The organism is Pseudomonas sp. NPDC087598 (assembly GCF_044743525.1).
Taxonomy (GTDB): domain Bacteria; phylum Pseudomonadota; class Gammaproteobacteria; order Pseudomonadales; family Pseudomonadaceae; genus Aquipseudomonas.
On record NZ_JBIUWQ010000009.1, the window covers coordinates 1 to 13,858 of the forward strand.

A 13,858-nucleotide genomic window follows, 5' to 3' on the forward strand; every position below is an offset into this window, starting at 1 on the left:
CTTGCGCGAGTGGTATTTGCGCTGCTGAAGGGGCAAAGCGAATATCAGCCGAAAGCCGGTTGAGGGCTTCCCCTCAACCATAGAATCTCCCACAGTGTCCGTGGCGTACCCAGGTTCTATGTACACCGCAAAACCTGTGGGAGCCTGGCTTGCCAGCGATGAACGATGACGCGGTGTCAGGGCTGCACTTACAATGCGTGCACCTCAAACACCGGCCCGCCCATGGACATCGACCTCGCCCGCACCTTCCTCGAAATTGTCCGCCACGGCAGCCTCGCCGCCGCCGCGCAGAAGCTCTTCGTCACGCAAACCGCGATTACCGCGCGGGTGCAGAAACTCGAAAGCCAATTGGGCAGCACGCTGTTCGTGCGCAACCGCGCCGGGGCGAAATTGACGCCGAACGGCGAAGCGTTCGTGGTCTACGCCAATCAACTGGTGCAGACGTGGGAAGCCGCGCGTCGCGACTTGCCGCTGCCCGAGGGCTATCACAACGTGTTGCACATCGGCGGCGAAGTCAGCCTGTGCAATCCGCTGATGCTTAGCTGGGCTGCGGAACTGCGTCAAAAGATTCCCGGCCATGCCTTGCGCATGGAAATTCGCGACGGCGAAAACCTGCTGCGCCAACTCGAACTCGGTGTGCTCGATGCAGCGCTGGTCTATCAGCCGGAATACTGGCCCGGCCTGCAGGTCGAGCAAGTGCTGGAAGAAAAACTGATTCTGGTGCGCACCCCGGAGCGTGCCGATCCCTACGTCTACATCGATTGGGGCCCGGACTTCCGCCGTCAACACGATGCCGCCCTGCCGGAGAAAGCCAAAGCCGCGCTGAGTTTCAACCTCGGCCCGCTGGCCCTGCAATACATCCTTGAACACGGCGGCAGCGGTTATTTCCGTACCCGCGTGGTGCGCACGTATCTGGAAAGCGGTGCTCTGGAACCGGTGACCAAAGCCCCTGAATTCGGCTACCCGACCTATCTGGTGTACTCCCGCGACCGTGACTCGGCGACGCTGCAACAGGCCTTCGATCTGCTGCGCAAAGTGATCGAAGCCGATGACGACTGGTCGCAACGCTGGAATCCGTTGAGCTGAATCTGCCGTTCTACACCGGATCATGGCGCATGTGACCTCAAGGTCCGGCCTGCACAAATGGCCGGATCGGCTAATCTGCCGGGTATAACAACAATACCCACAGGTGAACGCAGTGAGGCAGACCACCGAGGCATTTCGCAGCCGCTATCGTGCGGCGATCCATCCGTTCTACAACCCGTGGCTGCACGGCGCCTTCGTGCTGCTGTTCGGTGTGCTGGCCATCGGCGCATTCTGGAGCAGCGTCGACCAGGTCAATTGGCTGGAATGGCTGACCGTGCCGCTGACGCTGTTGTTCTTCAACTTCGGCGTGTACATGGTCCATCGTCATCTCGGCCATCATAAAAAAGCCTTCGCGAAAATGTTTTACGCCCGCCACGCCGGCGACCATCACAGTTTCTTCACCCCCGGCCACATGACCTACGACAGTGCCCGCGACTGGCGGGTAATTCTGTTCCCGGCGTGGCTGATCGTGATCCATACGCTACTCATCACCCTGCCCTTGTGGTGGCTGGTAGCGCAGGTCAACGCCAACGTCGCCGGGTTGTTCGGTGGCTGCATGGTCCTTGGTTATCTGACCTACGAAGTGTTTCACGCCGCCGAACACCTGCCTCCGGACAATCCACTGACGCGTCTGCCGTGGATCCGTCAGATGCGCCGCCTGCACGAATTGCATCACCGTCGCGAGCGTATGCAGGAGCGCAACTTCAACATCGTTCTGCCGCTGATGGACTACCTGTTCGGCACCCTGTATTGGGAGCCGGAAGCCGCCCCTTTGAGTTATTCGAGAATGCCCATGACCCGTCAACAGCACACGATCGATATCGCCGGCGACCCGATTGCCGTACTCGCCTATGCCGCCACGGTCAGCCGTTGGCCCGAGTGGCACCCCTCGTCGCTGAAAATCGACGGCCCGCAAGGCCCGTTGCATGCGGGTTCGGGGTTTGAAGAAGACATTCATGCCGGCGGCCGTACAGGTCATCTCCGCTGGCAAGTGACCGAGTACCTGCCGGGGCGGCGCTGGTGTGCTCGGGCTCAGGGTGATCACGGCTTGTCGCTGGAGCTGACGTATGAATGCGCGGCCGAAGGTGCCGGCACGCGATTTGTGCGCACGCTGGATTATCGTTTTGACGGCTTGGGTATGCGCATCGCCAATCGGCTGTTGCTGAAACGACGTATCGAGCGCGAATCCGCCGCTTCCATGCTCGCGCTACGGGACAGGGCTGCGCAGTACCTGGCGTCAGCGAGGGCCAGCGCATGAAGTGGCAGCGGGTGCTGTTTGTGCTGATTACCGTGGTCATCGCGTTTGTACTGCTGATGCCCACCCGGATTGAGCCCGTCGCCTGGCAGCCGTCACCGGCGCCCTCACTCAAGGATGGCGTCTATGCAGAAAATCAACGTCTGAAAAACATCGAGCAGGTCGGCCCGAGTGACATTGATGGCCCGGAAGCGTTGCTATTGGAAAGCGACGTTTTGATCACCGGATTGCACGATGGACGACTGATCAGCAGCAGCCTCGATGGCCAGCAACGCAAGGTGCTGGCCGATACCGGCGGGCGTCCGCTGGGCCTGGCGCGGCATCCCAACGGATTGCTGGTGATCGCTGACGGCGTCAAGGGTTTGCTCTCACTCGATGCTCAGGGCCAGTTGATACCCCTGAGCACTGCAGCCAATGGCTTGGCATTCGGTTTCACCGATGATGTGGCGATCGATAAATCCGGGCACTACGCCTACTTCAGCGATGCCTCCAGCCGTTGGGGCTATGGTCATGACGGCGAGGCGATCATTGAGCACGGCGGTGACGGACGCCTGTTGCGCTACGACTTCCAGACCGGCAAAACCAACGTGTTGCTCGACAAGCTGGAGTTCGCCAACGGCGTGACCCTCGGCCCCGATGATGCCTATGTGCTGGTCAACGAAACCGGTGCCTACCGCATCAGCCGCTTCTGGCTGACCGGGCCCAAGGCCGGCACCCACGACCTGTTCATCGACAACCTGCCGGGGCTGCCGGACAACCTCGCGTTCAATGGTCTCGACCGCTTCTGGGTGGCACTGTATGCGCCGCGCAATGCCTTGCTCGATGGCACCGCCGGGCATCCGTTCGTTCGCAAGATGATTGTCCGGGCGCTGACGGTGTTGCCGAAACCGGTGGAGAAGCGCGGGTTTGCGCTGGGGCTGGATTTGCAGGGCAAAGTGATTGCCAATTTGCAGGATGCCGGCAGCGGCAATTACTCGCCGATTACCACGGTTCGCGAGTATGGCGACTGGTTGTATTTCGGCTCGTTGAAGGCGACGCATATGGCGCGGTTGCCGTTGGCTGAAGCCTTGAAGTGAGGCTGGCGTTTCTGTGTCGGATTGACTGACGCCATCGCGGGCAAGCCAGTTCCCACAGGTACTGGATCGTTCGCACTATCTGTTAACGACAGAGATCCTTGTGGGAGCTGGCTTGCCAGCGATAGCGGTCTGTCAGTTGCTGGACTTGTCGAACTTTTCGGGGTCTTCGTCTGCGGGAAGATCCTTGTCCGGTTCTTCGGGATTGGCGGTGGTATGCGCCGGGCTGTTGGGTTCGGGATGGGTGGGCACGGGGTCGAATGCGCCCTGCTCTTCACTGGGAAATTTGTCGTTGTTCATAAGGCACCTCGCAAAGAGTCGATGATTGAGGACTCTGAACATTCGAGGTGCCGGTCGGGGCTGTCGTTCCATTCAATCCGCAACCGCAGGTCGGCGGATCAACAGCGACTCAGGACTTTGCCTGCAACTGCTCGACGATTTTGTCTTTGACCTGCAAGCGCTTCTCTTTGAGTTTCTTCAGCACATCGTCGCTGGGAGCATCCGACTGGGCGGTTTCGGCCTTGACCACTTCGGCATCAGCTTCGGAATACTTATTGATCAATGAATTCAGTAAAGGATCCTTGGAGCGTTTTTGCTGGATCTCGTCCTTTGCAATCTTCAAGTCCTGTAACAGGTCATGGGGAACCGGCATGGAACACCTCCGTGAGTTGATCGGTGGCCAACGCGACCGATTGCGCTGGTCAGCTATCAGAATGGCCTCGGAAAGGCCGTTCTGTCGACCACCTGTCAGACCAGCGGTGCCCGTTCGTCGCCCTGTCGCAAATGCGATAAAACCTTTGTCCGCCGCCCTGCCTCCATTGAATAACGCTCACAACAAACTGCGTGGAGATACACCAATGGACGGATTCAACCTGCGTCACCTCGCCCTCGCTGTCGCACTGAGTGCCAGCATGGGCAGCGCCTTTGCGGCCACCGACAATAATTTCGTCGATAACGCCGCTGCCGGTGGCATCGCCGAAATCGAAACCAGCCGTCTCGCCCTGGAAAAAAGTCAGTCGGCCGACATCAAGGCGTTCGCCAACATGATGATCACCGATCACGGCAAGGCCAACGATGAACTTGCGACGATCGCCAAGGCCCATGACATTAAGGTTCCGGACGACACCACGCTGGTCAAACAGGCTAAAGAGAAAATTCTTGATATGCGCGACGAGTCCTTTGATGCGGCCTACGCCAACAATCAGGTCAAGGCCCACGAAGAGACCATCGAGCTGTTCAAGAAAGAAGCCAATACCGTGACGGACGACCAGGTCAAAGGCGCGACCGAGCTGAAAGCCTTTGCGCAAAAAATGCTGCCGGCGCTGGAAAAACACCTCGCGGCGGCGAAAGAGCTGCAGGCCAAACATCCGAGCAAATAGCCTTTTCCCTCACCCTGGCCCTCTCCCAGAGGTAGAGGGGCCTGACCGGGTTGTTCTTTCGAGATGGACCGACGTGAACCACCGAGGTGAACCCGGTTTTGAGAAGCCCCCGATTGGCTCCCTTTCCCCCTCTCCCATTGGGAGAGGGCTGGGGTGAGGGGCTGGTTCTCATTGGCAACACAAAATCAGAAAAAAAATGCCGCATCCAACAATGCGGCATTCGACTTACTAACCTCCTGACTAACCCCCGTCCGTATCAATATCGGCATCCGTCTCCTCACCCGGCTGCGGACGATCCGGCTTCGGCTTGAAACCCGGGCTGAACTCATTGTCGTTATCCGTGTGTCGATTCTTCTGGTCCACCGCCGGATCGGCACTCTGCGTCTGCTCAGTGTCGCCCTGCTTTTGCGCAGGCTGCGTCGGCGCCGGTTGCCCCGGCACTTGCGGGTCGATCGCCGGATCATTGCGGTTGATTGGCTCCGCGGATTGATTTTGCTCGTTCATAAGCACCTCTTAGGTCAAAGCGGGCGCGACCGAAACCAGTCGGGCCTTGCCGATTCGAAGCCACTACCGCGCCAACGTTCAAAACATCGCGCCTTGCAGGCATGCCGACTAGAGTTACCGAGGCGTTTCTTGCGCCAGATCAAAAATATCCTTGCAAGAGCGAACAACTATTTCGAACGGCAACGGTCACTGACTTCGCGCCGATCAGTTTTAAGAAATCGGCCCCCAATTCGCTACGGAGCAACAGGCACATGGCAGCACTGCAGAACAGCACACTCGATGCGATGAAAAACAAACAGGCACAACTGCTGGGCGAATGGATCAACGGACTGGAAACCAGCGGCGCCACCCGCAACCTGAAAGACCACGACGTGCAACAACAGACCAGCGAGTTCCTGCAACTGGTCGTTAGCGGGCTGGAAAACGACAACGGCACCAACATCAATGCACCAGGCTGGGAAGCCACGCGGCAGTTCCTCGAAAAGCTGTCGCACAGCCGCGCCCTGCTCGGCCAGGATTCGCAACAGACCGCCAGCTTCATTTTCTCCCTCAAAGGCCCGTTGTTCACCCTGCTGCAAAGTCACTACAAAGACCAACCGGCACTGCTGGCAGAACAGCTGTGGGAAGTCTCCGAGCTGCTCGACGCCTTCGGCCTGCACACCATCCGCACGTTCCAGAAATCCCGTGAAGCGGTGATCAAGCGTCAGCAGGAAGAGCTGCTCGAACTGTCCACGCCGGTGGTCAAGCTGTGGGACGGCGTACTGGCGTTGCCGATGATCGGCACCCTCGACTCCCAGCGCACACAAGTGGTGATGGAGTCGCTGCTGCAACGCATCGTCGACACCGGTTCGGAAATCGCCATCATCGACATCACCGGCGTGCCGACCGTCGACACCTTGGTCGCTCAGCACCTGCTGAAAACCGTGACGGCGATCCGTCTGATGGGGGCCGATTGCATCATCAGCGGCGTGCGTCCGCAGATCGCGCAAACCATCGTTCACCTTGGTCTCGACCTGCAAGGCGTGGTCACCAAGGCCAATCTGGCCGATGCACTGAAACTGGCCCTGACCCGCCTGGGTGTCAGCCTCGTCAAGACGGTTTAAGCATGGAACGTATCCCGATTCTTCAAATGGGCGAATTCCTGCTGGTGACCATTCAGGTCGACATGCATGACCAACTCGCCCTGACCCTGCAGGACGATCTGTCCGAACGCATCAGCAAAACCTCGGCGCGTGGGGTGTTGATCGACATCTCGGCGCTGGACATGGTCGATTCGTTCATTGGCCGCATGATCGGCACCATCTCCGGGTTGTCGAAAATCATGGACGCCGAGACCATGCTGGTTGGCATGCAACCGGCGGTAGCGATCACGTTAGTCGAGCTCGGTCTGACCCTGCCCGGCGTCAGCACGGCGTTGAACGTCGAGCGCGGGATGAAACTGTTGCAGGAACGAGTACGCCAGCAATGACCGTGCGCAGCAGCGGTACTCAACCGATCAATATCGAACAGGACGTGGTGCTGGCCCGGCAGACGGCGCGTAAACTGTCCACCGAGTGCGGCATGCGCCTGATCGACCTGACCAAACTGGTCACGGCCGTCTCGGAGCTGGCGCGCAACACCATGGTTTATGGCGGTGGCGGCGACATGGACTGGCAGATCCTCGAGGACAACGGCCGTGTCGGCCTGCGCCTGACCTTTCGCGATGAAGGCCCGGGCATTCCCGACCTCAAACTGGCGATGACCGACGGCTGGACCTCCGGCAGTGGTCTGGGTCTGGGCCTGACGGGCGCGAAACGGCTGGTCGACGAATTCGAACTGGACACCGAGCCCGGCAAGGGCACTCGCATAACGATTACCCGATGGACATGAACATCAGTGGGTCACTGACCCAGGTATTACTGATCGAAGACAGCAGTCAGATCGGCCATGCCCGGCGCAGCGCGCAACAGCTCGCCGAACAACATGGTTTTGGCGAAAGCGATGCGGGACGCGTGGCACTCATAGCCACCGAGCTGGCGAGCAATCTGCTCAAGCATGCCGGTCACGGCGAACTGCATCTGCGGTTATTGCCGCGACAGGGCGACGCCGGTATCGAGATGATCGCGGTGGACCGGGCCAAGGGCTTTGACTTGCAGGCGTGTCTGACCGACGGTTTTTCCACTGGCGGCACCCAGGGCATCGGCCTCGGCGCCGTGTCACGCCAGGCCGACGTGTTTGACGTGTACGCCGATCATCGCGGCGCGGTGCTGCTCGCCCGTTTGTATCCGCGCAGCGACCGCCAGGCGGATCTGCTGTACGGCGTCAGCCAGCACTCGTTGCATAACGACCCGGCCTGCGGCGATGTCTGGCATCTGGCGTATCACGGCGGCGATATCAGCGCACTGATCGTCGATGGTCTCGGCCACGGCGAAGACGCCGAGAAAGCCGCTCGCGCTGGCGAACAAGCGTTCGCCGATGCTCCGTTCAGCTCACCGGTGATGCTGATGGAAGACATGCACCGCGAGATGATCGGCACCCGTGGCGGCGCCGTGGCGTTTGCGCAGTTCCACGCCGACCGCGCCAGCCTGACGTTTGCCGGGGTCGGCAACATCGGCGCCAGTCTGATTGCCGCCGACAAGTCGCGCGGCCTGGCTTCGCACCCGGGTATCGTTGGCGGCCAATACCGAAAAGCCCAGCCCTTTGACTATGCTCACGTGAACGGACATCTATTGATCATGTACAGCGACGGCTTGCAGTCCCGTTGGAATCTTCAAGACTATCCCGGTCTGGTGCACCGCCATCCCGCCGTGATAGCCAGCGTCCTGCATCGCGACTTCTGTCGCGGGCGTGACGATGTAACGGTACTGGTCGTTGCCCTGGAGGCCGCCCATGGCTGAGTCGCCCAACTTGAGCAATGCCGAACAGGCCGCGCTGATCGCGCAGCTGCAAAGCGAAACGGCGGCCCTGCGTGAAGAACTCGACGAAACCAATCAGGGCGTGTTGGCCCTGTACGCCGAACTCGACACCCAGGCCGAAGAACTGCGTCAGGCCTCGGATCTGAAAAGCCGCTTTCTGTCGTACATGAGCCACGAGTTTCGCACCCCGCTGGGTTCGATCCTGAGCATCAACAGCTTGCTGGCCGACGAACTCGACGGGCCGCTGAGCCCCGAACAGCACAAACAGGTGGCGTTCGTCAGCAGCGCGGCCCGTGAACTCAGCGACATGGTCGATGACTTGCTCGATCTGGCGAAAATCGAGGCCGGGCGCATCACCATTTCCCCGGCATGGTTTGACATGTTCGACCTGTTCTCCGCCCTGCGCGGAATGTTCCGGCCGATTGTCGATGCAAGCGCAGTGGACCTGATCTTCGAAGAACCGGTCGGCCTGCCGCGCCTGTACACCGACGACAAGAAACTCGCGCAGATCCTGCGCAACTTCATTTCCAACTCGCTGAAGTTCACCACCCGTGGTGAAGTGCGGGTCTCGGCGCGACTGGAAGGTGCCGATAAAGTGCGCTTTGCCGTCACCGATACCGGAATAGGTATCGCCGCCGAGCTGCATGGCGCATTGTTCGAAGACTTTTCCCAGGTCGACTCGCCGTTGCAGAAACGCCTGCGCGGCACCGGTCTGGGCTTGTCGTTGTGCAAGCGCTTCGCGGCCCTGTTGGGTGGCGAGGTCGGCATGGACAGCGCGCCGGGGGTCGGTTCGACCTTTTTCGTGATCATTCCGTTGGCGATCGCTTTGGAGAACGTCGATGAAACGTGACATCCGCCTGTTGATCGTCGATGACAACGTCGCCACTCGCTATGCCTTGCGCAAGCGTCTGGAGCGCCATGGGTACGAGGTGCTGGAGGCCGGCACCGGCACCGACGGCCTGGCGTTGATCGAGAGCGAACCGCTTGATGCACTGATTCTCGACGTCAACCTGCCGGACATGAGCGGCTTCGACATCGTGCGCATCCTGCGGGCCGATCCGCGCACCGCTTTGCTGCCGGTGATCCATGTCTCGGCCGCATCGATCCAGACTGGCGATATCATCACCGGCCTCAACGCCGGGGCCGACGCCTACCTGATTCATCCGGTCGACCCGGACGTGCTGCTGGCGACGCTGCGTACGTTGCTGCGGGTGCGCGACACGGAAAATGCCTTGCGCGAAAGCGAGGCGCGGTTTCGCGAAATCTTCGCCAATGTTTCCGCGCCGATTGCGGTCCTCGATGCCACTCTCAAGGTGCATGAGTGCAATCACGCATTCAACCAGCTGATTCTGGATAACCGCGATCCACAAACCCTGAGCGAATGCTTCGCCGACGAACAAGGCGCCATTCTCAATGAACTGCGGTTGCGCCTGGTCGATGGCGAACGCTGGAAAGGCACGCTGAACATGCGCGTGCAGGGTGAGATTCGCGAGACCGAGTGGCAGATTTCGCCGTATCGCACCCCGGAACTGAGCCTGGTGTTCGTCGAAGACGTCACCGAACATCGCCATCGTGAGCGTTCGCATCTGGCGCGCCTGGACGACACCACGTCGCAACTGGCGCGCGCCGAATCGCAGTTGCTGCAAGTGCAGAAAATGGATGCACTGGGCAAGCTCACCGGCGGTATCGCCCACGACTTCAACAACCTGCTGACCGGCATCATCACCAGCCTTGAGTTGATCCAGAAACGCATCGCCGATGAGCGCCCGGAAAAAGTCAGGTTTTACGCCGAAGCGGCACTGAATTCGGCGATGAGCGCCGCCGCCCTCACCCACCGCTTGCTGGCGTTCGCGCGCCAGCAACCGCTGGACACGCGACCGGTGGACATCAACGAGCATGTGCGCTCACTTGAAGAACTGTTGGTGCGCACCATCGGTGAACGGATTGCCCTCAAACTTGAACTGACCAATAAACCAGCGATTGCGCTGGTCGACCCGAGTCAGCTGGAAAGCGCGATGCTCAACCTGGTGATCAACGCCCGCGATGCGCTGCCCCAGGGCGGTAACATCTGGGTCAACACCTATGCGGCGTACTCCCACGGTGATCCGAATCTGGCCGACGGCGCCTATGTCGCGTTGTCGGTGCGCGATGACGGCACCGGTATCGAACACAATGTGATCGACAAGGTTTTTGATCCGTTCTTCACCACCAAACCGCTGGGCCAGGGCACGGGGTTGGGGCTGTCGACGATTTATGGTTTTGCCCGCCAGTCCGGCGGCGATGCACATATCCGCAGCGTGGCCCGACGCGGCACCGAAGTGACGATCATGTTGCCGGCCACCAGCGATCCAACCGGGGTCGACATTCCAGCGCCGGCGGTCGATCCGCAAGGCAGCGGCGAGCATGTGCTGATTGTCGAGGACATGCCCTCGGTGCGGATGTTCGTCACCGAAGTGCTGGAGGATGCGGGTTATCGCTGCACTCAGGCGGCTGATATCGAGACAGCGCTGGAGCGTCTGCAAAATGATCCGACAATCAACCTGCTGCTGTCCGACGTTGGTTTGCCACGCATGAGCGGCCGCGAACTGGCGGACGTTGCCCGAGGCTGGCGCGAGGGCTTGCCGATCCTGTTCATGACCGGCTACGCCGAAACGGCGATCAATCGCCAAGTGTTCCTCGGCGACGGCATGGAGATGCTGGTCAAACCGTTCCAGATCAGCGAACTACTCGATAAGGTCCGCCGTACGATCGACGGCGCCTGAACCACCGCTATCGCGAGCAGGCTCGCTCCCACATTGGATCTGTGATCGACACTAATCCCCGTGGGAGCGAGCCTGCTCGCGAAGACCATAGCCCAGACACCTCGATTATTGGCTTAAAGCGCGGGCGAGGAACGGCGCGGTTCGGCTCTTCTTGCTGGCGGCAACTTTCTGCGGGGTGCCAGCGACGACAATCTTGCCGCCCTGATCCCCTGCCCCCGGGCCGATGTCGATCACCCAGTCGCTCTGCGCGACCACGCGCATTTCATGCTCGACCACGATCACTGTGTGCCCGGCCGATACCAGCGTATCCAGTTGCTCCAACAGCCGATCAACATCCCGCGGATGCAGGCCGGTGGTCGGTTCATCCAGCACATACAAAGTCGCGCCACGCTGATTGCGCTGCAACTCGGTGGCCAGTTTGATCCGTTGCGCCTCACCACCGGAGAGCTCCGTGGCCGGTTGTCCGAGCCGCAGATAACCCAGGCCGATATCGTGCAGCACCTCCAGCGCACGACGAATGCCCGGCTGCCCGGCAAACACCGCCACGGCTTCATCGACAGTCAGTTGCAACACCTGCGCAATGCTCAAGCCTTCCCACAAAACCGCCAAAGTCTGCGGGTTGTACCGCGCGCCATGACAGGTCGTGCACGGCGCATACACGCTGGGCATGAACAGCAACTCGACACTGACAAAGCCTTCACCTTCGCACGTTGCGCAACGACCCTTGGCGACGTTGAAGGAAAACTGCCCGGCGTCATACCCCGCTGCCCGCGCCTCGGGTGTCGCGGCAAACAGCTTGCGCACGTTGTCGAACAGCCCGGTGTATGTCGCCAGATTGGAGCGTGGCGTGCGGCCGATAGGTTTCTGATCGACCTGCACCAGCCGTTTGATCGACTCCAGACCGGCAATGACCTGACCGCTGCTGGCCTGCGGCGCGTCGTCTTCCAGACTCGGTTCTTCAGTTTCAACCTCGACAGTCGCACGTCCCAGTTGCGCGCCGACCAATTCCAGCAACGCCTGACTGACCAGACTCGACTTGCCGGAGCCGGACACGCCGGTCACCGAAGTGAAACAGCCCAAGGGAAATTCAGCGCTGAGGTTGCTCAGGTTATTGCGGCTGATGCCCGCCAGTTTCAACCAGCCCGAGGGCTTGCGCGCCGCCCGTGCCGGACGTTGCTGGTTGGCAAACAGATAGGCGCGGGTCTGCGACTCTGCCACCTCGGCCAGCCCTGCCGGCGGACCGCTGTACAAGACCCGCCCGCCCTTCTCGCCCGCCGCTGGCCCAACATCGATCAGCCAGTCAGCACGGCGCATGGTTTGCAGATCATGCTCGACCACAAACAGCGTATTGCCATCGGCCTTCAAACGCTGCAAGGCTTCGAACAGTGCCTCGCCATCGGCGGGATGCAGACCCGCAGAAGGCTCGTCGAGCACGTAGATCACCCCGAACAGCTGCGAGCCCAATTGCGTGGCCAGCCGCAACCGCTGCAGCTCACCGGACGACAAGGTCGGCGTGCTGCGCTCGAGTGCCAGATAACCCAGGCCGAGATCGGTCAAGGTGCTGACGCGCTCCAGCAGATCCTCGGCAATGCGCTGCGCCGCCAGACGCTTTTCCAGCGACAGGTTCGGCGTGTGCCGCACATCCGGCGCGCTGGCGTGGCCACTGGCGCCCTGGGCGATGCGTTGCTGGCGCGCTGCGCGGGTCTGCGCATGGCTCAAGGTCTCGCCGGTTTCCTCGGCGTGCTCCAGATAACTGGCCGCCGCCACCGGCCGCAGCACTTCGGCGACTTGCAACAACGGCATCTGCGACAGCTCGCCGATGTCATAGCCGGCAAACGTCACCGACAACGCCTCGCGCTTAAGGCGTTTGCCCTCGCACAACGGGCAGGGGCTGCCGAGCATGAACTGCGCAACGCGCTTCTTCATCAGCGCACTTTGCGAATGTGTGAACGTATGCAGGATGTAGCGCCGGGCGCCGGTGAAGGTGCCCTGATAACTCGGCTCCAGCTTGCGCTTGAGGGCTACGCGGGTTTCCTCCGGGGTCAGCCCGGCGTACACCGGCACGGTCGGAGTTTCATCGGTGAAGAGAATCCAGTCGCGCTGCTTTTTAGGCAGCTTGCGCCACGGAATGTCGACGTCGATGCCCATGGTCACGAGGATGTCACGCAGGTTCTGCCCCTGCCATGCCAGCGGCCAGGAGGCTACGGCGCGCTGGCGAATGGTCAGGTTCGGATCGGGCACCATCAGCGCTTCGGTGACTTCGAACACCCGACCCAGCCCATGACACTGCGGGCAGGCACCCTGCGGCGTGTTCGGCGAAAAGTCCTCGGCGTACAACATCGCCTGCCCCGGCGGATAACTGCCGGCGCGGGAGTAAAGCATGCGGATCAGGCTCGACAGCGTGGTCACGCTGCCCACCGATGAGCGCGTACTCGGTGTTCCGCGCTGCTGTTGCAGGGCCACGGCGGGCGGCAGGCCTTCGATGGAATCGACATCCGGCACGCCGACCTGATCAATCAGCCGCCGCGCATAGGGCGCCACCGATTCGAAATAGCGCCGCTGCGCTTCGGCATACAAGGTCGAGAACGCCAGCGACGACTTGCCCGAGCCGGACACCCCGGTGAATACCACCAACGCATCGCGGGGGATGTCGACATCGACGTTCTTCAAATTATGTTCACGGGCGCCGCGCACCCGAACCATGCCGGCGGGTGCTTTGGAATTACGCTTGGAGGTCATTGGCGGGCCTTTTCTGAAATTTGAAAGCGGTCTCTCTAGCGGCTTACACCCCTGAGACTATTGAAATCCCTGTGCCTAGTGATATCCCTGAGACTGGTGATATCCCTGAGACTGGTGATATCCCTGTGGCGAGGGAGCTTGCTCCCGCTCGGCTGCGAAGCAGTCG

At 60.8% G+C, this 13,858-nt stretch carries 14 protein-coding genes; 10 read left to right on the top strand and 4 right to left on the bottom strand.

What is annotated here, in order from left to right:
- Window positions 1-222 precede the first annotated feature (222 nt).
- The 3 genes from ACIOWE_RS07255 (at window position 223) to ACIOWE_RS07265 (ending at window position 3,417) form a co-directional block, all read left to right on the top strand.
- Window positions 223-1,086, top strand: coding sequence for a LysR family transcriptional regulator (locus tag ACIOWE_RS07255; RefSeq protein ID WP_401389171.1), 864 nt, complete (start codon window positions 223-225; stop codon window positions 1,084-1,086).
- Window positions 1,087-1,198: 112 nt separating this feature from the next.
- On the top strand, window positions 1,199-2,344 hold the full coding sequence (locus ACIOWE_RS07260) for an SRPBCC family protein (protein WP_401389174.1): 1,146 nt from the start codon (window positions 1,199-1,201) through the stop codon (window positions 2,342-2,344).
- Window positions 2,341-3,417 (top strand): SMP-30/gluconolactonase/LRE family protein, encoded by a 1,077-nt coding sequence (locus ACIOWE_RS07265; RefSeq protein ID WP_401389177.1) that lies wholly within the window; start codon window positions 2,341-2,343, stop codon window positions 3,415-3,417. Before ACIOWE_RS07260 ends, ACIOWE_RS07265 begins: the two co-directional genes overlap by 4 nt.
- Before the next feature lie 132 nt (window positions 3,418-3,549).
- Here ACIOWE_RS07265 and ACIOWE_RS07270 read toward each other — a convergent pair whose 3' ends face one another.
- Together ACIOWE_RS07270 and ACIOWE_RS07275 are read right to left on the bottom strand one after the other, a co-directional pair.
- On the bottom strand, window positions 3,550-3,714 hold the full coding sequence (locus ACIOWE_RS07270) for a hypothetical protein (protein WP_401389180.1): 165 nt from the start codon (window positions 3,712-3,714) through the stop codon (window positions 3,550-3,552).
- 109 nt (window positions 3,715-3,823) lie between these two features.
- Window positions 3,824-4,066, bottom strand: coding sequence for a DUF465 domain-containing protein (locus ACIOWE_RS07275; protein ID WP_401389182.1), 243 nt, complete (start codon window positions 4,064-4,066; stop codon window positions 3,824-3,826).
- Window positions 4,067-4,271: 205 nt separating this feature from the next.
- Here ACIOWE_RS07275 and ACIOWE_RS07280 point away from each other — a divergent pair, with 205 nt between their 5' ends.
- Window positions 4,272-4,793, top strand: coding sequence for a DUF4142 domain-containing protein (locus tag ACIOWE_RS07280; protein ID WP_201238461.1), 522 nt, complete (start codon window positions 4,272-4,274; stop codon window positions 4,791-4,793).
- A 240-nt stretch (window positions 4,794-5,033) separates the two neighbouring features.
- Here ACIOWE_RS07280 and ACIOWE_RS07285 read toward each other — a convergent pair whose 3' ends face one another.
- Entirely contained in the window at window positions 5,034-5,297 is a 264-nt protein-coding gene (locus tag ACIOWE_RS07285) for a hypothetical protein (protein WP_401389185.1), read from the bottom strand.
- Between the two features lie 251 nt (window positions 5,298-5,548).
- Between ACIOWE_RS07285 and ACIOWE_RS07290 the strand changes: the two genes are divergently transcribed.
- The 6 genes from ACIOWE_RS07290 to ACIOWE_RS07315 are packed head-to-tail and all read left to right on the top strand — an operon-like array spanning window position 5,549 to window position 10,953.
- Complete coding sequence (locus tag ACIOWE_RS07290) at window positions 5,549-6,400, top strand: STAS domain-containing protein (protein WP_201238463.1); 852 nt, start codon at window positions 5,549-5,551, stop codon at window positions 6,398-6,400.
- A 2-nt stretch (window positions 6,401-6,402) separates the two neighbouring features.
- Window positions 6,403-6,765 (top strand): STAS domain-containing protein, encoded by a 363-nt coding sequence (locus tag ACIOWE_RS07295; RefSeq protein WP_201238464.1) that lies wholly within the window; start codon window positions 6,403-6,405, stop codon window positions 6,763-6,765.
- Window positions 6,762-7,166 carry an anti-sigma regulatory factor gene (locus tag ACIOWE_RS07300; protein WP_401389189.1) on the top strand — a complete coding sequence of 135 codons (405 nt, stop codon included), beginning with the start codon at window positions 6,762-6,764 and terminating at the stop codon, window positions 7,164-7,166. The genes ACIOWE_RS07295 and ACIOWE_RS07300 overlap by 4 nt, the downstream gene beginning before the upstream one ends.
- Entirely contained in the window at window positions 7,163-8,173 is a 1,011-nt protein-coding gene (locus tag ACIOWE_RS07305; protein WP_401389431.1) for an ATP-binding protein, read from the top strand. The genes ACIOWE_RS07300 and ACIOWE_RS07305 overlap by 4 nt, the downstream gene beginning before the upstream one ends.
- The gene (locus ACIOWE_RS07310; protein ID WP_401389192.1) at window positions 8,166-9,041 is read left to right on the top strand and encodes a sensor histidine kinase; all 876 of its coding nucleotides are present in this window, start codon (window positions 8,166-8,168) and stop codon (window positions 9,039-9,041) included. Before ACIOWE_RS07305 ends, ACIOWE_RS07310 begins: the two co-directional genes overlap by 8 nt.
- The gene (locus tag ACIOWE_RS07315) at window positions 9,031-10,953 is read left to right on the top strand and encodes a response regulator (protein ID WP_401389195.1); all 1,923 of its coding nucleotides are present in this window, start codon (window positions 9,031-9,033) and stop codon (window positions 10,951-10,953) included. Before ACIOWE_RS07310 ends, ACIOWE_RS07315 begins: the two co-directional genes overlap by 11 nt.
- Before the next feature lie 105 nt (window positions 10,954-11,058).
- On the opposite strand, the gene ACIOWE_RS07320 is transcribed toward ACIOWE_RS07315, so the two are convergent.
- Complete coding sequence (locus ACIOWE_RS07320) at window positions 11,059-13,692, bottom strand: excinuclease ABC subunit A (RefSeq protein ID WP_401389198.1); 2,634 nt, start codon at window positions 13,690-13,692, stop codon at window positions 11,059-11,061.
- Window positions 13,693-13,858 lie beyond the last annotated feature (166 nt).